This is a genomic window from Flavobacterium branchiicola, from assembly GCF_018383905.1.
GTDB classification, from domain to species: domain Bacteria; phylum Bacteroidota; class Bacteroidia; order Flavobacteriales; family Flavobacteriaceae; genus Flavobacterium; species Flavobacterium branchiicola.
In genome coordinates, this window is record NZ_JAGYWA010000004.1 from 38,754 (window position 1) to 58,061 (window position 19,308).

General features: G+C 33.8%; 19 protein-coding genes. 12 read left to right on the forward strand and 7 right to left on the reverse strand.

Features of this window, described 5'->3' with window-relative positions:
* The first annotated feature begins 103 nt into the window (after positions 1-103).
* The 6 genes from KHA98_RS10215 to KHA98_RS10240 all read left to right on the forward strand — a co-directional run bounded on the left by KHA98_RS10215 (position 104) and on the right by KHA98_RS10240 (position 7,326).
* Entirely contained in the window at positions 104-985 is an 882-nt protein-coding gene (locus KHA98_RS10215; RefSeq protein WP_213257836.1) for a PPK2 family polyphosphate kinase, read from the forward strand.
* Positions 986-1,178: 193 nt separating this feature from the next.
* Positions 1,179-2,630: a PhoX family protein gene (locus tag KHA98_RS10220; RefSeq protein ID WP_213257837.1), complete on the forward strand. Its 1,452-nt coding sequence runs from the start codon at positions 1,179-1,181 to the stop codon at positions 2,628-2,630.
* Positions 2,631-2,726: 96 nt separating this feature from the next.
* Complete coding sequence (locus KHA98_RS10225) at positions 2,727-4,502, forward strand: cytochrome-c peroxidase (RefSeq protein WP_213257838.1); 1,776 nt, start codon at positions 2,727-2,729, stop codon at positions 4,500-4,502.
* Positions 4,503-4,737: 235 nt separating this feature from the next.
* Positions 4,738-5,337: a porin family protein gene (locus KHA98_RS10230; RefSeq protein WP_246522285.1), complete on the forward strand. Its 600-nt coding sequence runs from the start codon at positions 4,738-4,740 to the stop codon at positions 5,335-5,337.
* A 118-nt stretch (positions 5,338-5,455) separates the two neighbouring features.
* Positions 5,456-6,505, forward strand: coding sequence for a sensor histidine kinase (locus tag KHA98_RS10235; RefSeq protein ID WP_213257839.1), 1,050 nt, complete (start codon positions 5,456-5,458; stop codon positions 6,503-6,505).
* 113 nt (positions 6,506-6,618) lie between these two features.
* Positions 6,619-7,326 carry a LytR/AlgR family response regulator transcription factor gene (locus KHA98_RS10240; protein ID WP_213257840.1) on the forward strand — a complete coding sequence of 236 codons (708 nt, stop codon included), beginning with the start codon at positions 6,619-6,621 and terminating at the stop codon, positions 7,324-7,326.
* 248 nt (positions 7,327-7,574) lie between these two features.
* Here the strand turns inward: KHA98_RS10240 and KHA98_RS10245 are convergent, their stop codons facing one another.
* Both KHA98_RS10245 and KHA98_RS10250 read right to left on the reverse strand, forming a co-directional pair.
* Positions 7,575-8,510: a DUF6268 family outer membrane beta-barrel protein gene (locus KHA98_RS10245; protein ID WP_213257841.1), complete on the reverse strand. Its 936-nt coding sequence runs from the start codon at positions 8,508-8,510 to the stop codon at positions 7,575-7,577.
* A 169-nt stretch (positions 8,511-8,679) separates the two neighbouring features.
* On the reverse strand, positions 8,680-9,198 hold the full coding sequence (locus KHA98_RS10250; protein ID WP_213257842.1) for a hypothetical protein: 519 nt from the start codon (positions 9,196-9,198) through the stop codon (positions 8,680-8,682).
* A gap of 189 nt (positions 9,199-9,387) precedes the next feature.
* On the opposite strand from KHA98_RS10250, the gene KHA98_RS10255 reads away from it, so the two are divergent.
* From KHA98_RS10255 to KHA98_RS10270, 4 genes are all read left to right on the forward strand, one after another.
* A complete protein-coding gene (locus KHA98_RS10255) occupies positions 9,388-10,773 on the forward strand; it encodes an MATE family efflux transporter (RefSeq protein WP_213257843.1) in 1,386 nt (461 codons plus the stop codon).
* A gap of 106 nt (positions 10,774-10,879) precedes the next feature.
* On the forward strand, positions 10,880-11,107 hold the full coding sequence (locus tag KHA98_RS10260; RefSeq protein ID WP_213257844.1) for a hypothetical protein: 228 nt from the start codon (positions 10,880-10,882) through the stop codon (positions 11,105-11,107).
* A gap of 24 nt (positions 11,108-11,131) precedes the next feature.
* The gene (locus KHA98_RS10265; RefSeq protein WP_213257845.1) at positions 11,132-11,695 is read left to right on the forward strand and encodes a hypothetical protein; all 564 of its coding nucleotides are present in this window, start codon (positions 11,132-11,134) and stop codon (positions 11,693-11,695) included.
* 40 nt (positions 11,696-11,735) lie between these two features.
* A complete protein-coding gene (locus KHA98_RS10270) occupies positions 11,736-13,670 on the forward strand; it encodes an LTA synthase family protein (protein ID WP_213257846.1) in 1,935 nt (644 codons plus the stop codon).
* Positions 13,671-13,748: 78 nt separating this feature from the next.
* On the opposite strand, the gene meaB is transcribed toward KHA98_RS10270, so the two are convergent.
* From meaB to KHA98_RS10295, 5 genes are all read right to left on the reverse strand, one after another.
* Complete coding sequence (gene meaB / locus KHA98_RS10275; protein ID WP_213257847.1) at positions 13,749-14,843, reverse strand: methylmalonyl Co-A mutase-associated GTPase MeaB; 1,095 nt, start codon at positions 14,841-14,843, stop codon at positions 13,749-13,751.
* Between the two features lie 183 nt (positions 14,844-15,026).
* Positions 15,027-15,668 carry an NAD(P)-dependent oxidoreductase gene (locus tag KHA98_RS10280; protein ID WP_213257848.1) on the reverse strand — a complete coding sequence of 214 codons (642 nt, stop codon included), beginning with the start codon at positions 15,666-15,668 and terminating at the stop codon, positions 15,027-15,029.
* Positions 15,669-15,725: 57 nt separating this feature from the next.
* Positions 15,726-16,133, reverse strand: coding sequence for an Rrf2 family transcriptional regulator (locus KHA98_RS10285; RefSeq protein ID WP_213257849.1), 408 nt, complete (start codon positions 16,131-16,133; stop codon positions 15,726-15,728).
* A gap of 126 nt (positions 16,134-16,259) precedes the next feature.
* Positions 16,260-16,757: a DoxX family protein gene (locus KHA98_RS10290; RefSeq protein WP_213257850.1), complete on the reverse strand. Its 498-nt coding sequence runs from the start codon at positions 16,755-16,757 to the stop codon at positions 16,260-16,262.
* Between the two features lie 60 nt (positions 16,758-16,817).
* The gene (locus KHA98_RS10295) at positions 16,818-17,384 is read right to left on the reverse strand and encodes a Crp/Fnr family transcriptional regulator (protein WP_213257851.1); all 567 of its coding nucleotides are present in this window, start codon (positions 17,382-17,384) and stop codon (positions 16,818-16,820) included.
* Positions 17,385-17,490: 106 nt separating this feature from the next.
* Here KHA98_RS10295 and KHA98_RS10300 point away from each other — a divergent pair, with 106 nt between their 5' ends.
* Together KHA98_RS10300 and KHA98_RS10305 are read left to right on the forward strand one after the other, a co-directional pair.
* Positions 17,491-18,402 carry an AEC family transporter gene (locus KHA98_RS10300; protein WP_213257852.1) on the forward strand — a complete coding sequence of 304 codons (912 nt, stop codon included), beginning with the start codon at positions 17,491-17,493 and terminating at the stop codon, positions 18,400-18,402.
* 111 nt (positions 18,403-18,513) lie between these two features.
* On the forward strand, positions 18,514-19,152 hold the full coding sequence (locus KHA98_RS10305; protein ID WP_213257853.1) for a peroxiredoxin: 639 nt from the start codon (positions 18,514-18,516) through the stop codon (positions 19,150-19,152).
* Positions 19,153-19,308: the final 156 nt, after the last annotated feature.

A 19,308-nucleotide genomic window follows, 5' to 3' on the forward strand; every position in this document is an offset into this window, starting at 1 on the left:
TCAAAGTAATTGTTTAACTCTGACAGCAATTGTAATGAATAACATCTCCAATAGCAATCGTAATTCGTAAAATTACTATATTTATATTACAAAATTTAAAAATATGAAGTCAATAGACCCGAATGATTTTAAGGTTACAGATAAAATTAAATTAAAGAAGATTCCAACTTTATTAAACATCGATGCAGACGATGACGAAAAGGAAGCTAAGCTGGATAAAGTTCAGGCAAAGCTGAGCGACTTGCAGGATGTTATGTATTCGCACAATAAATACGGCGTTTTGATTTGTTTGCAGGGAATGGATACTTCAGGGAAAGACAGTCTGATTAGAGAAGTTTTTAAAGAATTTAATCCGCGTGGAGTTGTGGTACACAGTTTTAAAACGCCAAATTCGACAGAACTGGAGCATGATTATTTGTGGAGACATTATATTGCATTGCCGGAAAAAGGAAAGTTTGCGATTTTTAATCGTACGCATTACGAGAATGTTTTGGTTACACGAGTGCATCCTGAATATATTTTAGGAGAGAATTTGCCGGGAATAAATTCGGTAGATGATATTACGCCAGCTTTTTGGGAAAACAGAATTGAGCAAATCAATAATTTTGAAAAGCATATTTCGCAAAACGGAACGATTGTACTAAAGTTTTATTTGCATTTGAGCAAAGAGGAGCAAAGAGAGCGTTTGCTGCGTCGTCTGGAAGAAGAGAAACACCATTGGAAATTTTCTCCGGGAGATTTGAAAGAACGTGAACATTGGGAGGAATATCAAAACTATTATGAGGAAGCAATTAATAAAACTTCAACTGATTATGCACCCTGGTATATTGTCCCGGCCGATGATAAAGAAATGGCCCGTTATATTGTAGCCAAAATTATCTGGGAAGAAATGCAAAAACATACCGATATTAAAGAACCCGAACTGGATGATAAAGTAAAAGCCAATATAGAGGTCTACAAAAAGCAATTAACAAAGGAGTCTTAAATAAGGCTCTTTTTTTTGCTCTAATGTTAATGTAAGTTTATGAGTATTTTGTATTACTAATTTATTGTTAATTTTTTTGCGCTTTCTGTAGTAATCGTGGTAAAAGTCTTGTTTTTTTGATAATACTCAAGTCATTTTTAGTTAAAATGATGGCGTTTACTTTGTCAAAAAATAAAAACCAATATTAAGCTACATGAAACGAATTATTTTACCTTTAATTATGCTGGGTTCGCTGGTTACATCTTGTAATAACGACTCAAAAGATGATGCTGTAACCACGAGTGTTATCTTAAAAGACCACTCTGTTACGCCAAGTTTACTAAAAGCAAAACCAGGTTTCGAAAATTTAAAAATTTATTCTCTTTTTAGTTCTGATGACGTATTTATTGAAACTCCAAAGTTTGTTTTCGGAGGATCTGCAGATGGTTCAGGTTTATTAAAAAATGCTGATGGTACGTTTACTTTTTTGGTTAACAATGAAGACAACTTTGCTGTTTCTAGAATTACATTCGACAAAACATTTAAACCTACAAAAGGAGAATATTTGTTAAACTCAAACGGAGGAACATGGAGATTGTGTGGTGCTACAATGGCAACTCAGGCAGAACATGGTTTTGGGCCGGTTTATTTAACATGTGGAGAATCTGGTGAAGAATCACGCACGCATGCTTTAGATCCTTATGCAAGTGCAGGCGGAGCATCTGTATCTAAAGAGTTATCAGGATTTGGACGTTTGAGTGCTGAGAATGCTTTACCATTACGTGCTACCGCTTATAAAGGAAAAACAGTAGTAGTTATCGGCGATGACGATTCCGGAACTTATGGCGGACAGGTTTTTATGTATCTATCTAATACTGTTGGTGATTTAACTGGAGGTTCTTTATACATGCTAAAAAGAAATGACGAGAACCAAAGAGAAAAAGATATGGAAGTGAGCAAAACTTATCCGGTATCTTTCGTAAAAATTGAAAACCACACTACACTTACAGGTGCTCAGATTAATGCTGCTGTAAATACTTTAAAAGCGATTAAATTTGGTCGTGTTGAAGATTTAGATTACCGTAAAGGCGGAGACGCTGCTGACCGTGAATTGTATTTTAACGCAACGGGTCAGGCTACAACGGGTACAAATGCAGATGGTTCAAGAACAAAATATGGTAGAGTTTACAGATTAAATCTTGATGTTGCTGATCCTTTAAAAGGAACTTTAGAGGTTATTCTTGATGGAGATAATCGTAGCGGAATTGCTGGTAAATTCCAGAATCCGGATAACATTTGTGTGACTAAAAATTATGTTTATGTTCAGGAAGATGCAAACGGTTACGGTGACGAAACTCACGATGGGTATATTTATCAATACAATATTGCTACAAAGGATTTGAAAGTTGTTGTAGAATTAGATCACCGTCGTACAGAAGCTGATGCTGCAAAATACAACGTTGGTGGCACTTCTAAATTTGGTGACTGGGAATATGGAGCATTGATTGATGTATCAGAACAGTTAGGTATTGATGATACTTTTATGTTAAGTGTTCAGCCACATACCTGGACGGGTGCAAAATACCTTAGCCCAGATGGAGGTACAAATCGTCCTAAAGAAAATCAGGCAAGTCAAATTTTAGTTTTAAAAGGTTTACCAAGATAAAATTTTTAAGTCCTTATAAAACAGTTATCCACTATTTCAATTTGAGGTAGTGGTTTCTGCTTTTCTAAATATTCCTCTTTTAATCGTTATTACATCATGAAAAAAATATATTGTTTGTTGTTTTTGATCATTTTTATTGCGTGTCAGAAAAAAAACAAACATCAGGAAGTAAATGAAATGTTTCAGGCAGATATTACTTCACTTGTTGAAAAAGTGGCCAAATTAAAATATTCAGTACAGGAAGATTCAACCGAAGCCCAAATTCAGAGGCAATTTCTGGAAGCACATCAAAATTACAAAAAGGTCGAAATGATCAGTGAGTATTATTCGCCTTCAGTTTCTAAATCTATCAACGGACCTGCAATACCGGAGTTTGAAGAAAATGACAAAATAACGGTTGACCCGGAAGGATTCCAGGTTGTTGAAGAACTGGTTTTTCCGAAGTATGACAAAAAGAATAAAAAAGAGTTAATTCAGGAATTAGGAGTTTTATCGGCCAATTTAATTCGGTTAGAAAAAGTTTCTAATACAAATGAATTAACCGATGCGCATGTTTTTGACGCCATGAGATTAGAAGTTTACAGAATTATCACTTTAGGAATCACCGGTTTTGATTCGCCTGTTGTGCTCAATTCTCTTCCCGAAGCACTGGCATCTTTAGAAACGATCGAAAAATATTATCAGGTTTATCTTCAGGATCAATCTGTTTCGAATGCTAAACAAGTACTTCAGATTTTAGAAAATGGAAAAAAATATTTAAAATCGAATACCAATTTTAATGCTTTTGATCGCGCTTATTTTATTAAGAAATTTTTAAATCCGTTAAGTAAGGGACTTTTTAAAACGCAATCAGAATTAGGGATTCCGTTAATGAAAGAGCAAAGAGGCTTAAAAGTTACAGCACAAACTTTATTTGATCAGGATGCTTTTGATCCTGAAGCTTTCTCTGGTTTTCCGGATTATCAAACGACATCTGAAAAAATTGCTTTAGGGAAAAAGTTATTCAATGATCCGGTTTTATCTGGAAATAACACCCGTTCATGCGCTTCTTGCCATCATGCCGAAAAGGCTTTTACTGATGGTTTAGAAACAGCAGTTGCACTAGACGGAAAATCGATGATTCAGCGCAATACACCAACACTTACTAATATCGCTTTTCAGCGTGTATTTTTTGCAGATTCACGTGTAAGTTATTTAGAAGATCAGGCAGTTGCAGTTATTAAAAATGAAAACGAAATGCACGGCTCTCTGGAGAAATCAGCTTTGGCGATTCAGAAAAATGCTGAGTATGTAAAAGAATTTAAGAAAGCTTTTCCAAAAGGAGAAATAAACGAGTTTGCAATCAAAAATGCTTTGGCATCTTATATACGTTCGTTAAGTCAGTACGATTCTAAATTTGATCGCTTTATGCAAAACAAAACTACGTTTACCGCTGATGAAAAAGCTGGATTTAATTTATTTGCAGGAAAAGGAAAATGTGCGACTTGCCATTTTATTCCATTAACTAACGGAACTGTTCCGCCAAACTTTGACAGATCTGAAAGTGAAATTCTGGGTGTTCCAAACAAAAACAAAAAGCTTGACGGAGATTTAGGGAAATTTGTGATTACGCAAGCAGCCATTCATAAGCATTCTTTTAAAACGCCAACAATTAGAAATATTGAACTTACTGGTCCGTATATGCATAATGGTGTTTATAAAACTTTAGAAGAAGTAATTGATTTTTATAATGAAGGTGGAGGTTTAGGCAAAGGATTTGATGTTCCGAACCAGACTTTACCGGAAGACAAACTGAATTTATCAGATCTCGAGAAAAAACAATTAATAGCTTTTATGAAAGCTTTGACGGATAAAAAGTACTCGGATATGTAATTAGAAAATTAGCGAATTAGAAAATTAGATAATTTTTAGAACCCGACAGGTTTTTAAGACTTGTTGGGTTTTATTGTATATAAAAGATCTTTTACGTTATTTTCAAACCCATTTTTTTTTTCATAAACAATTTTGTAAATCCCGTTGGTCAAAACAAAAATGTAGTTCATCAAACTAATTTTAGTAGTCATTATGGTTTGTGCTCCTTTGCATCAAATTAATAAAAACTATTATCATGAACATGTACAAATTATTGTTGTTGGCTACTATTTTCTTATTGGGATTAATTTCTCCTAAAATCAATGCACAATCTCCGCTTCCAATCCATTTGGGAATAAAAGGCGGTTCTAATTATTCTGAATTGCCAGTTTCAGACGGTTTCAGCTCGAAGCATGCAGTGGGCTATTTTGGCGGTGTTATGGCTCGATTTGATTATAAACGATTTTATATTCAGAATGAAATCCTTTATAGTGAGAAATCTTCTAAAATTGAAAAAACATCAACATCGGTATCAAAAAATGCAAAATGGAAGAGCATTGAAGTTCCATTGGTTATCGGTTACAAAGTGGTTGATTTTTCTACACTAAACGTTAGGGTTTTTGCAGGAGGAGTTTATTCGTATGTTCTGGATGAAAACTTTTCATCATTAAATCAGTTAAAAAACTCATACAACAAATTTGATAAATCTAATATTGGATATCAGGTTGGAGCAGGTGTTGAGCTTTGGAAATTTACAATTGATTTAACCTATCAGGGCGGACTAAATAATGTGAGTAAAAATTTTAATTCTAAACCCAATTCGTTTAATATTGGTGTTGGCTATTTTTTCTTATAACACGACATTTTATCGTTTATCTATATTAGCAGCAAGGAATCTTTTTGGTTCTTTGCTGTTTCTTTAAAAAATATAGGGCTACTTTTGAATTTAAATTTTCTCAATAAATTATTTATAGATGATTGCAATAAATAAAGACAGACACTGGATGTTTTTAGTTTTTTTCTGGTGTTTATTAGGTTTTACAATTTGGGGGCAACTAATAGAAGATTACAATTTTTTGTCGGCTACTTCTCAGGCTGTTTTAATTTTGTTTTGTTCGACTGCTTTGGCGCATTTTTTAAGTGATGTATTATTGCCTCGGGCTTTAAAGAAAAATAAAATGGCTTTGTTTGCAATACAAGGTGTTGTAGTGGTCCTTCTTTTATCATTTTGTCTTTCTGTAATTTATACCGTTTTTTCAAACCCACAATCAAGAACGAGGGTATATCCTGATGAAACCAGCTTAACCTTAATACAGTTTTTATGGGCACGATTTTATGGTAGTATCCCGGCGGCAATTTTGATAAACGGTACCGCCTGCGGACTTCGGTTTTATCAGGAGCATAATGTTATCGAAAAAAGCCATGCACAACTTAAACAAGTTCATTTAGAGGCACAGATCAAGATTTTGCAAGATCAGATCAATCCGCATTTGATGTTTAATATTTTAAATCATATTCATATTCTGATGCAAAGTAACGTAAAACTGGCTTCAGATTTACTGGTTCAGTTTTCGGATATTTTGCGCTATCAGTTATACGAATGTAATAAAGAATATGTGCCTTTGCATCTTGAAATTAAATACCTAAAAGATTTAATTGCCGTTGAAGAAACCCGATGGGGAAATGAACTCGAGGTAAAAAGTAAATGGAATATTGAAGACGGACAGCTTCAGATTGTGCCTTTACTTTTAGTCCCGCTGATAGAAAATGCTTTCAAACACGTGTCAAGACTTCCAAACCAGAAAGGATACGTGCATTTGTCCTGCAAACAGCGCAACAATCAATTGGATTTTAAAATTGAAAACTCCTATACAGAGCAATATAAAGTACCTTCAAAAAATCAGGGATTAGGTCTGGAGAATGTCAAGAAAAGACTCGCAATACAATATCCTGAAAAATATAAATTAAATATAGATAAAACCGATTCAGACTTTACTGTTACAGTGGTTTTAGATTTAAAATGAATTTTTTGCCACAGATTATAAAATTAATAGGATTAAAAAAGTAATCTGCATTAAACAAAAAAATAAGTACTAAACCTGAAACAAAGTAAACCTGAAACAAAAAAAATATTACGATGAAATGTCTTATTATCGATGATGAACCTATAGCAAGAAACGGAATTGTAGATTTCGTTTCCAAAATTGATTTTCTTGAAGTTGTTGGTACTTGCGCTTCGGCTCTGGAAGCTACTTCCTATCTTCAGGAAAAACAGATCGATTTATTATTTCTGGATATAAACATGCCTTATTTATCCGGATTGGAGTTTTTAGAATCTTTAGAAAACCCACCATTGGTTATATTTACAACAGCTTATTCAGAACATGCTTTAGACGGATATCGACTTCAGGTAGTAGATTATTTACTTAAGCCAATTACTTTTCAGCGCTTTTATCAGGCTTCGTTAAAAGCAAAGCAATGGCATCAAATGATGAGTTCTCCAAAACAAAATCAATTAGATCCTTTTTTATATGTGCGTCAGGAAGAAGGATTTCAGAAAATTTCCTGGATAGATATTTTGTATATCGAAGGAATGCAAAATTATGCTAAGCTTCATTTTAAAGATAAAGTACTGATTATTCATCAAACGATGATTTCATTAGAAGAAACACTTCCTACAGAAATTTTCTTCAGAATCCATAAATCATTTCTGGTAAATGTTACGCACATAGATTCTGTTTCCGGCGGTCGTTTATTTATAAAAGGACAAGAACTACCTATTTCCAGAACCCGCAGAGAAGTATTATTGAAAGAGGTAGTCTATAAAAACTTATTAAGCAGGTAACCCGTTTGGGAAATATCATTAAGTTCTGCGATTTTAGATTGAGGGTTAACAATTTTTGATTTCCTCAGCTATTCTATACAATTTATAAATGAGATTCTAAATCATATAGCCCAAGGTTTCAACCTTGGGTACACAAAGAGAAGCGATTATCGTTGCACCCCAAGGTTGAAACCTTGGACTATATTTATAAATTGTGTTTAAAAAGAACATATTGTTCTTCAAGCGATCAAAGAGTTAAGCCGATAGCGCTAGAATTTCCATTTTAGCGCTATTGCTCCATAAAATGTCGTTGTGAATTTTGGATCTGCAATATCTTTTTCTTTGAAAATTTCTTTAATTTTTCGGTTAGTTGTGGAGAAACTTCTTAGAAGAGTAGTTCCTCCGGTTGGTTCTAAAATCCAGTGTTCTCCAAGTTTTACCTGAGGTCTTAAACCTGCAATTATTTGCTGATATCCCAGTAATGTAGATTTGTTTCCAATTTTGGTTTCGGCTGTCATTCCGCTTAATTCGGCTACTGCTTTCAGATCAAAACGATCAGACATTCGGTAGCCTAATTCTACACCTTCCGGAAAAGTAACTTTAAAATGCAAAGCTCCGGTAGATTCCCAGTTAAAATAAATTCCGGGAAGAACCATTGGTACACCAAAACTATTGGTTAATACAGGCCCTACACCCAAAGCCAGTTTAGGATTAAATTGTTTGATAAAAAGAACTCCACCCTGCAAGAGGACATCATCTTTATTAATCTCCACCATGTCTGTATAAACACCAACAGAAGCCATTATTAATAAAGACCAGGATGGGGAAATAGAGCGTAGATGCTTAACCCCAATTTGTGTATTGAGTAATTCATTAGGAAATCCGCCCTGAAATTCTACAGGAAGTGATTCAATTTCATAATTTCTGTTTTCCATTTTGGCATAACTTCCATTAAAAAATACTGACCAAAGTTTTGGATGATTATATTGATCCATTTTTAAAGAAAGCGGAACTTCAAAAGCGATTTGTGCTCTTTTAAAATTACTTTCGGCATTTGTTTTGGTACTGTCCATTGGGCGAACATATTTAGAAAAAGGGACATAATCAACTTTAAATTCGCCCGAAATTCCCGATTGAGATTGTGCAGCAATAGTAACCAGTAAAAAAAGGAAAAGCTGCGATAAATAAATGACTGTTTTGTTCATGATTCGATTAATTTTTCTGCGAATTACCGCGTTCTAAACCGATCCTGAAAAATCATTTGACTAATTGCAGTTTTGTTTTGACCAATGGTATAAAAAAACAAAACCCGACAGATTATGAGATCTGTCGGGTTTGTTACCAAAAACAAAAAAATAAATTAAACCTTAATTTTTATAAGTCAAAACCATAAGCAACACGCAATGCTACCTGATTGGTTTTGAAATCGTGATAATCTTCGTAACGTACGCTTAAATCAATATATTTATTAGCGTATCCAATTCCCGGAGCCCATAAAAAAGTTGTTTTGTCATAACCGTTTGTTACAGCAAAACCGGCACCCACTTCTCCTAAAACATAAAACTGGTCTTCCCATACAAAGGCTTTAAATCCGGCTTTTGCAGGAATAAAACCTAAATCTTTTACATTATTTCCAAGCTCATCTTTTCCCATAAATAAGTTTGTAAAACCTGTAGTTAAAGTCAAAGATGTTTTTTTAGATAAATCATATTGTAAACGAACATCTCCACCCAGCGACCAGTCGTAGTCGTTATCTGTTGGAATTCCTCCGTTTAAACCAAATCCTAATCTAAAACCCTGATCATAGTTTTTAACTTCGCTATCCTGAGCAAAAGTTGTGTTGGCGTATAAAAAAGCGAAAGCAGCTAGGTAGATCATTTGTAATTTTTTCATGGCAAATATTTTTGAATTATTAATACCGTAAAAGTAAAATGGAGGGGATGCGCCCTTGTTATATAATTTTTAAAAATCGTTACATAATATTAGGGCGTGCTTATTTTTGTCTTAAAATTGGTATATATTTTTATTAATGAGATAGAATTCGTCGCTTCTGATTATCTTTGCCGACTAAAAGGAATAAAAGTGAATTTAAAGCAGTACACCAAAGAGTTTTCGTATAATTTCAGACTGGCCTATCCTATAATTTTAGGAATGGTTGGGCACACCTTAATAGGTATTGTAGATAATATCATGGTGGGTAAATTAGGAAGTACCGAACTGGCTGCAGTTTCATTAGGAAATAGTATGATTTTTATTGCTATGTCATTAGGAATTGGTTTTTCTACTGCAATTACTCCAATTGTTGCAGAAGGCGATGCAGAGAAAAATGATACTAAAATCAGGTCAGCTTTTCATCATGGTTTATTTTTATGCACCATTTTAGGATTGGTACTTTTTACCGTAATCATGTTTGCAAAACCGATTATGGAATTATTAAAACAGCCGGCAGATGTTATTGTATTGGCAAAGCCGTATTTAGGCTGGGTTGCTTTTTCTTTGATTCCGCTTGTGATGTATCAGGGATATAAGCAATTTGCAGACGGAATGTCGTTAACTAAATACTCCATGTATGCCATGGTAATGGCCAACGTACTTCACGTGGGTATAAATTATGTTTTAATCTATGGTATATGGATTTTTCCAAAAATGGGAATTGTAGGAGCGGCTTTAGGAACCGTAATTTCGAGAATATTTTTGGTCATGTTTATGCATATTATGCTTTCGAGAAGAGAGGATCTAAAGCGCTTTTTTGCAGGTTTTAGTTTTAATGAAATAAAAAAAGCAACCATAAAAAAGATTATCAGTATCGGATTTCCTTCTGCCATGCAAATGCTTTTTGAAGTGGTATTGTTTACAGCATCAATCTGGCTTTGCGGAAATATCGGAAAAACCAGTCAGGCTGCCAATCAAATTGCTTTAAGTCTTTCTTCAATGACTTTTATGTTTGCGATGGGATTAAGTGTAACTTCAATGGTCAGGGTAAGTAATCAAAGAGGACTAAATGATTTTAAAAATCTGGTTGTAGTGGCTCGTTCTATTTTTCTGCTTGCCATTATATTAGAAACTGTATTTGCGATTTTGTTTATCGTTTTTCATGATTATTTTCCTCATATTTTCCTGAACATGGAGAATACGGGACAAATTATGGATAATGAAGAAGTTATAGCTATTGCATCAAAATTACTTTTAATAGCAGCCGTTTTCCAAATTTCTGATGGAATTCAGGTAGTTGTTCTTGGAGCTTTACGCGGATTACAGGATGTTAAAATCCCTATGTATATAACTTTTGTGTCTTATTGGGTTATTGGTTTTCCAATTTCATACTATTTAGGAGAACATACAGAATGGAAAGCAGAAGGAGTATGGATCGGACTTTTGGCAGGATTAACTTCGGCAGCAATTTTTCTGTACATTCGCTTTCATTTCCTGACAAAGAAATTAATCGTTAATTCAGAGTCAAATAATTAAATTTGAGAAAAATACAGCCATAAATTTCAAAGATTAACAGGGTTTTAGAAATCTTAAAAAAATTGAAATATTGGGCAAATAATAATAAATATAAAAATTAAACAAAATGGAATTACCTAAATTTTTACTTGGAGACAATACTGATTTTCCGGATGATATTTTCATCATTCACCTTGATTACCCAAGATTTATTATCAATTTAAAAGATGATGAGGTAGAGTTTTTGGAAGAAGCCGAAGATCTTGATGAAGCTGAATTAAATGCAGAAATGGAAGGTCTTATTATTAAGGCTAATGATTTTTATGACCGTGAAATAAACCGTTACGAAGAGTAATTAAAGTCTAAATTCTTCCCTATTATGGATATTAAATGTGATAACTGTGAAGCAGTAAATAATGATACTTCAAAATATTGTTCGGCTTGTGGTTACCAATTGCATAAAATTTCTACTGTTGAGAATAACCAGCCTGAGCAGAGAACTGATAAAAAAGCTTCAGAAAATAAAAAGACTTTCAATATTAAAACAGCTTTGGGTTTTATTGTTGGATTTGGAGTTATGTATGTCATTACTAGTCAGTTTCTTTTTAAACAGCCTTCGCTTAATAACCAGTTGATGCAAACGGCGAGTGAATTAAATAAAACTTGCCCCATAATGGTTGATAAAGACACACGGTTAGACAATTCGGTTGCATTGCCCGGAGACATTTTTCAATATAATTATACGCTTGTCAATTTAGATAAGAAAGATGTTCAAATCGAAAAACTGAAAGAATTTTTGGTTCCGACGGTTAAGAACTTTGTAAAGACAAGTAGTGATATGAAATTTGCAAGGGATAACAATGTAACAGTAAATTATCATTATAAAGATAAAAATGGTGTAGAATTGTTGACTGTTAGCGTGTTGCCAGAAGATTACAAATAAAACTATTAATGCTAAACCTCTTTAAAGAATTCAAATTTAAATGAAAAATATAAGTTACTTAAAACCCATTTTCAATTTTATAGCAATTGGGTTACTGATTACAACTTTAAGCCGTCTGTTTTTATTTTTTATTTTTAAAGATAGAGTAGTCGAGACACCAAATTTCTGGTATATTTTTCCAATCGGTCTTAGAATGGATTTAATATTACTTTGTTATTTGTCTTTCTTACCGGCGCTTTTAATTACATTTTTACCTAATAAATGGCTTAAATTCACCAATAATTTTCTTGTAATTTATAGCTTTTTGTTTTTGTTTCTAATACTTTTTGTAGAATTAGCATCGCCAGATTTTGTAAAACAATACGATACACGTCCGAATAAGATTTTCTTAGATTACTTAATCTATCCAAAAGAAGTTGTCGGAATGCTTTTAAAAAGTTACCTGACTTCTATAATCGTGACATTCCTTATTTTGGGAGTTGTATTGTATTTTGCTTTCAAAAAAGGAAAAAAGTTCTTTCATACTACAAGTACAGAATATAAATTCAAATTAATGGTATTTCCATTAGTTGCATTTTTATTGTTTTTCGGAGCACGTTCAAGTCTTACTTCAAAACGCCCAATTAACGCCAGTAATGCTGTTTTTTCTACAGATCAGTTAACTAATACATTAGGTTTAAACTCATTTTACACCGTTGCTTTTGCTGCTTATTCGATTAAAAACGAAGGAAACACAAAAATGTACGGTAAAATGGATGAAGCCGAAGCCATCGCTCGTGTAAAGAAATATATGATTGCCGGACCAACTGACTTTACAGATGCTGATATTCCGTTTTTGCATGTACAACAACCAGATTCTGTTCAGAAAAAGCCATACAATTTGGTGATATTTTTACAGGAAAGTTTAGGAGCTGAATATGTTGGAATTTTAGGCGGAAAACCATTAACACCGGAATTTGATAAATTATCTAAAGAAGGAACCTTGTTTACTAATTTATATTGTACAGGAACTCGTAGTGTGCGCGGAATTGAAGCGGTTGTTACAGGATTCCTGCCTTCGCCATCTGAAAGTGTGGTAAAACTAGGAAATTCACAACAAGGATTTTTTACGCTTGCTGATGCTTTAAAGCAAAAAGGATATGATACCAGTTTTATTTATGGTGGAATGGCCAATTTTGATAATATGGCTTCCTTTTTTAACGGAAACGGATTTAGCGATATCATCGATCAGGAAGATTTTGAATCTGATGGAAATAAATATGCTTTCAAAGGAACCTGGGGGTATTCAGATGAAGATTTGGTAACGAAAGCAAATAATTATTTCAAGTCAAAAGGAGATAAGCCTTTCTTCTCTTTAATGTTCTCGACTTCAAATCACGAACCTTTTGAATATCCGGCAGGAAGAATTAAACTATACGATCAAAAACCTGCAACTGTAAATAATGCGATGAAGTATGCCGATTTCTCGATTGGGAAATTCTTTGAAATGGCTAAAAAAGAGCCTTATTTCAAGAATACAATTTTCATTGTAATTGCAGATCACAATACAAGAACGTATGGTAAAAATTTGGTTCCAATAAACAAATTTCATATTCCGGCATTTATTATGGGGCCTGGAGTTCCAAAAGGAGCAACTTACGACAAACTCGCAAGTCAAATTGATATTCCGCCAACATTACTGGGTTATTTAGGAATTCCTTTTGAAACACCAATGGTAGGTAGAAACTTAACGAAATTAGATCAGAAAGTACAAGGAAGATCGATTATGCAGTTTAATGACATTAACGCATTTAGAGTAGAAAATCAGGTTGTAATTATGCAGCCAAATTTGAAACCACTGCAATTCGAAATCAAAAATGACACGACTTTAATTCCTGTAAAATTAAACGAAGAGCTGGCAAAAGACGCTTTAGCACACGTTATTACAGCAGGGAATTTGTACAAAGAGAATAAGTATAAGCTTAGAGCTAAATAAAGATACTAAGGTTCTAAGATACTAAGATTCTAAGTAAAGTTTTGCGAAAAAAACTTAGCAACTTAGAATCTTAGTATCTTAGAATCTTTTTTCAAAATATATTTTCAACAAATTAGAAGCAGCTGCAAAAGGTGACATTTCATCATTTTGCACTGCTTTTTTGTTTTGTTCTAATTGCGAAATAATATCGGGTTGGTTATAAAAATTCAGTTTCAGCTGTTCGTTGATGGTTTCCATCATCCAGAACTGATTTTGGTCTTTTCGTTTTTCCTGAAAAAAACCAGTGTCATTGGTCATTTCCACATAATCAGAAATAGTATTCCATACCTCAGGAATTCCTTCTTTGGTATAAGCACTGCAAGTGGTCACTTTTGGCTGCCAGTTTGATTTTTTGGGAGGGAATAAATGTAAAGCCCTGTTGAATTCCAATTTCGCCTGATTGGCCTTTTTTATATTATCGCCATCTGCTTTATTGATTACAATTGCATCCGCCATTTCCATTATGCCGCGTTTGATTCCCTGAAGCTCATCGCCTGCGCCAGAGATTTTTAGTAACAGAAAAAAGTCAACCATACTATGTACAGCAGTTTCACTTTGACCAACACCAACAGTTTCAATAATAATAGTATCAAATCCTGCGGCTTCACATAAAATAATAGATTCGCGTGTTTTGCGGGCAACTCCGCCCAAAGTATCACCCGAAGCGCTTGGTCTTATAAAAGCATTTTCATCTTTCACCAATTCTTCCATACGGGTTTTGTCACCAAGAATACTTCCATGAGAAAGCGAACTGCTGGGATCAACTGCCAAAACAGCTACTTTCTTGCCCAATTGAGTCAGATAACTACCAAAAGCTTCAATAAAAGTACTTTTTCCAACACCGGGAACACCGGTAATTCCAATTCGGATTGATTTATTGGCGTGAGCTAAACAACCATTAATAACTTCATTTGCTTTTGCAGCATGTTCCGGATTTGTACTTTCAACCAAAGTTATGGCACGGCTTAGTGCCGTTCTGTTTCCACTTAAAATTCCATCAATTAATTCAGATGAAGAAGGTTGTTGTCTTCGGTTTTTTTTAATTTGATGAATAGCAGAAACATTGGTAATTTCGGGAGGCGAAATTCCTGCTTTTTCCTGTAAACTGCCTGATTGTTTTTTTGAACTTGACAAAATGTACTTTTTGGTACTGTAAAAGTACAGAAAACAAAAACAGTTTCAAAAAGTTAGTTTTGCCACGAATTACACGAATTGCACTAATTTTTTCAGACACACTGAAAAAAGCAATTCGTGTAATTCGTGGCAAAAAGACTTAGAACCTCAGTCCCTTAGAACCTCAGTATCTTTAAAAAAGAATTAATAACCCGCTGTAAAACGAACCTGGTGGTGTTTTGGAGTTTCAATTTCATCAGCAATTACAACCGCCAAATCTTCTACAGATAAAATGCTTCTTTGTTCGTCATTAAAAACAGGGTTTTCCAAACCTAAACGGTATTTTCCTGTTCTTCCTGTTTTTGTTCCCTGATGCATTTCAAAAGCCGGACTAAAAAATGCCCAGTCTAAATCTTTTTCTTCCTTAATGATATTTAAATAATGTCTTGCAGCGTTTGCACCAGGGAAAATTTCTTTTGGAAAATCTGGAGTATCAACTGCTTGTAAGTCTGGTGCAACAAATAAACTCCCAGCACCACCAATAGTTATAAAGCGTTTAACGCCAGACTTTTTTACCGCTTCCTGAATTGCTTTTGAACCAGCTAAAAAATCCTCGTAAATATTTGGATTGGTCCAACCCGGATTAAAAGCGTTTACAACTACATCATGTCCTTTTAAAACTGTTGCCAGAGATTCTGCATTATAAACGTCTGCAGAAACCCAGGTTGCATTTGTAGTATCTTTTGGAGTTCTTGCGATAGCAGTAATTTCATGTTTTCTGTCTGCTAATTCATTTAAGATTGCTGAGCCAACAAAACCAGTTGCTCCAATAATTGCGATTTTCATAATATATAAATTTATTTAGTAATAAAAAATGTTACAGTTTAGTGTAAAAAAATAGTTTTAGAATTGATTAGAGAAATCTTCAAGAGAAATTCCGTCTAATTGTAAACTAACTTTTTGATTCATATCAGCATATAAAGAACTTAAATTCTGATTGATCTTTTTTCCAACAGGGCAATCCGGATTGGGCTGATTTTTTGCATAACCCAAATTGATGCTTTCAAAAGTCATTTCAAATATTTCTTTTAATGTAATTTTCGAAGGGTCAACAGCCAGTTTTGTTCCGCCATTTTTACCTTCTTTACTTTCTACAATATGATGTGCTTTTAAATTAGCAATTTCCTTTCTTACCAATACCGGATTCAGATTGATACTTCCTGCAATAAATTCTGATGATAAAAAATCATTCGGAAATTTAGTGAGCAAAGTCAAAATGTGAATCGTTATGGCAAACTTACCTGAAATCATACTGTAATAAAATATGTTACAAATGTAAAGTGTTTTTTGAAATAAAAAAAAAATTTTAACTAAAAATTAATTTAAAGGAGTTAAAACGCACATAATCAGGTAAAATTAAAAAAAATATGCACATCATTAAATAGATTGATGTGCATTTTCCTGATTGACTATTTTGATTTTTGATTGATTTCTGATCGAAGAAAAATATACCCAGAGTATAAAAAGAAGCTGCATAGGTATTCTAAGCCATAAATAGGACAGACCTTTTCCGGTATAGTCGGCAGTTTTTAAATTGATATTCTGGCTTGCCGCATAAATATTAGCGGGAAGTAATAAGATAAAAAATAGAATAAGCAGTTTTCCGGTAAGCACTTTGGTATTTGGCAGAAGCAGTCCAATTGCGGCAATTAACTCTATAATTCCTGTGGCGAGCACAATGGCATTTGCGAAAGGTAAAAAGGAAATCATCATTGCCATTCCTTTCGTAAAGGCAAAATGACCGATAGCCGTAAAGACGAGCATAAGTGCCATAGCAACTCTGCCGGAAAATGAGATTTCAAGACGTTTGGTTGTAAGCCAAATAATAAGTAGTGTTGCGATAAAAGCTCCAAAGAGTACAATTAAGGTTTCCATATCTTTTTGTTTTATAGTACAAAGTTGCAGAAGAAAGAAACCTAAAACAATGAACCTGGGTTAATAAATGCGCTTTCTGATTCGGCTTAAGGCTTGTGGCGTAATACCAATATATGAGGCAAGGTATTTTTGCGGAATTTTTTGAATTAGCTGAGGTTGCTCTGTAAATAAATTGAGATATCGCTGTTCTGCAGAATCGTTTAGCAACGACAGTTCTCTCTTTGATTTTTTTAGAAATAATCCTTCGCTTGCCAGTCGGCCAATCGTGTTTCCAATTTTAGTTTCGGCATAAATGTCCTGAAGATCCTTGTAAGAGATGCGCCAAAGGATGGTATCTGCAAGCGCTTCAATAGTGTAGTTTACGGGTAATCGGGTAATGAAAGAATCATAACCGCTTGCAAATTCGCCATCAAATACAAAAGTAAAAGTGAGATCTTTATTTTCTGAAGGAACATAATATCTAACAATTCCTTTTTCTATAAAGGAAAGATAATTTTCAACACGTCCTGTTTCAAGAATAGCTGTTTTCTTTGAAAATTCCTCACGAATGAGTTTTGACGAAAAGGTATTCCAATCTTCATCAGAGAGTTTTGCCATTCGTTCGAAATTGTCTCGTATTTGCTGCATTACTTTTTTGAATTATATATTAAAAGTAACAAAAAACTAAAAGAACCACTATAATTTGTTCGGCACAGCAATTTATAAATTCCTATTTTTGTGCGTAAGCCTTGATATGAATAACTTTATTATAATCTTCTTTTTTTTGTTTTTAGGATTGCTGCTGCAAAGAGTAAAGCAATTTCCAACGCATATCTACAAGACCCTAAATAAAATTGTCATTTACATCTGTCTTCCGGCAATTACTTTATATCATATTCCGAAGATTAAATGGTGCAATGAATTACTGTTTCCAATAGGAGCCGGCTGGATTAGTTTTTTTCTGGCTTTTGTATTTTTTCATTTTTTTGGAAGAAGATTAGGCTGGTCCAATAAACTTATAGGTTGTTTGGTATTAACAGCCGGATTAAGTAATTCTTCATTTCTTGGATATCCGATTATTGAAGCTTTGTTTGGAAAAAAGGGATTAGAAACTGCAGTTTTAGTAGATCAGCCTGGAACTTTTGTTGTAGTTTCAACTTTGGGTGTTTTTGTTGCTGCTTTTTATTCTAAAGGAAGTCCGGATGCGATTAGTATTTTTAAAAAGATTATTTCTTTTCCACCTTTCCTGACATTTGTTGTAGCTTGTTTAATGAATGTTTTTAATTTCGAATTGGCTTTAAATATTCAGTCAGCTTTATTGAAATTAGGAAGTTTAGTAACGCCTTTAGCATTATTCTCAGTAGGATTGCAATTGACTTTTGACCGAAACAGCCGACACTGGAAATTTTTGTGGCTGGGACTTTTCGTAAGGCTTATTATGACGCCGCTTATCATTTTTGTTTTATATGTCTTTATTTTCAACCAACATTCCGAAGCTATAAAAATTACTGTTATCGAAATCGCAATGGCGCCCATGATTACAGGTGCAATTCTGGCTTCGACGTATGGTTTAAAACCAAAATTAAGCAGTATGATGATCGGTTTTGGAATTCCAATTTCGTTCGTAACACTTGCCATCTGGTACTTTATAGTTGGTTTTATTTGATTTAAAATAGTAATTATATCGATAAAGTAGAATTTTAACTTTTTTTAAGAAAATCGATGTTTTCCTTATCCATTTTTTAGTTAATTTTAGAGGAACTAAAAAAATATAATTATGTCAACATTAAGATTAGGCGATATAGCTCCGGATTTTCATGCAGAAACAACAGAAGGACCAATCAATTTTCATGAATGGTTAGGTGATTCCTGGGGAGTTTTATTTTCGCATCCATCAGATTTTACCCCGGTTTGTACAACTGAATTAGGAACCGTTGCCAATTACCTTCCTGAATTTACTAAAAGAAATACCAAGGTTATAGCTTTGAGTGTAGACGGTTTACAATCGCATTTGGAGTGGATTAAGGATATTAACGAAACTCAGAATACAACCGTTAATTTCCCGATTATTGCCGATGAAGATAAAAAGATAGCAACTTTATATGATATGCTTCACCCAAATGCAAGCGATAAATTTACAGTGCGTTCTGTTTTTGTAATTGGTGCCGATAAAAAAATTAAACTAACGTTAACTTATCCGGCTTCTACAGGAAGAAATTTCGACGAATTACTTCGTGTAATTGACAGTTTACAGTTAACAGCAAATTATAGTGTTGCAACACCGGCAAACTGGAAAGATGGAGAAGATGTAGTAATTACTCCAGCCGTTCCGGATAGTGATATTCCTGCAAAATTCCCAAAAGGACACACACCTATAAAACCTTATTTGCGTATGACACCGCAGCCTAATAAGTGATTTTTTTTTAGGTGCTAAGGTTCTAAGATACTAAGTTTTTAAGATTGTGATGAGACAAAATCTCATTTTCTTAGAAACTTAGCACTTTGGTTTTTAGGTTCTAAGCTTTTAAGATTAAGATGATAATAAAACCTCAGTACCTTAGCACCTTAGCAC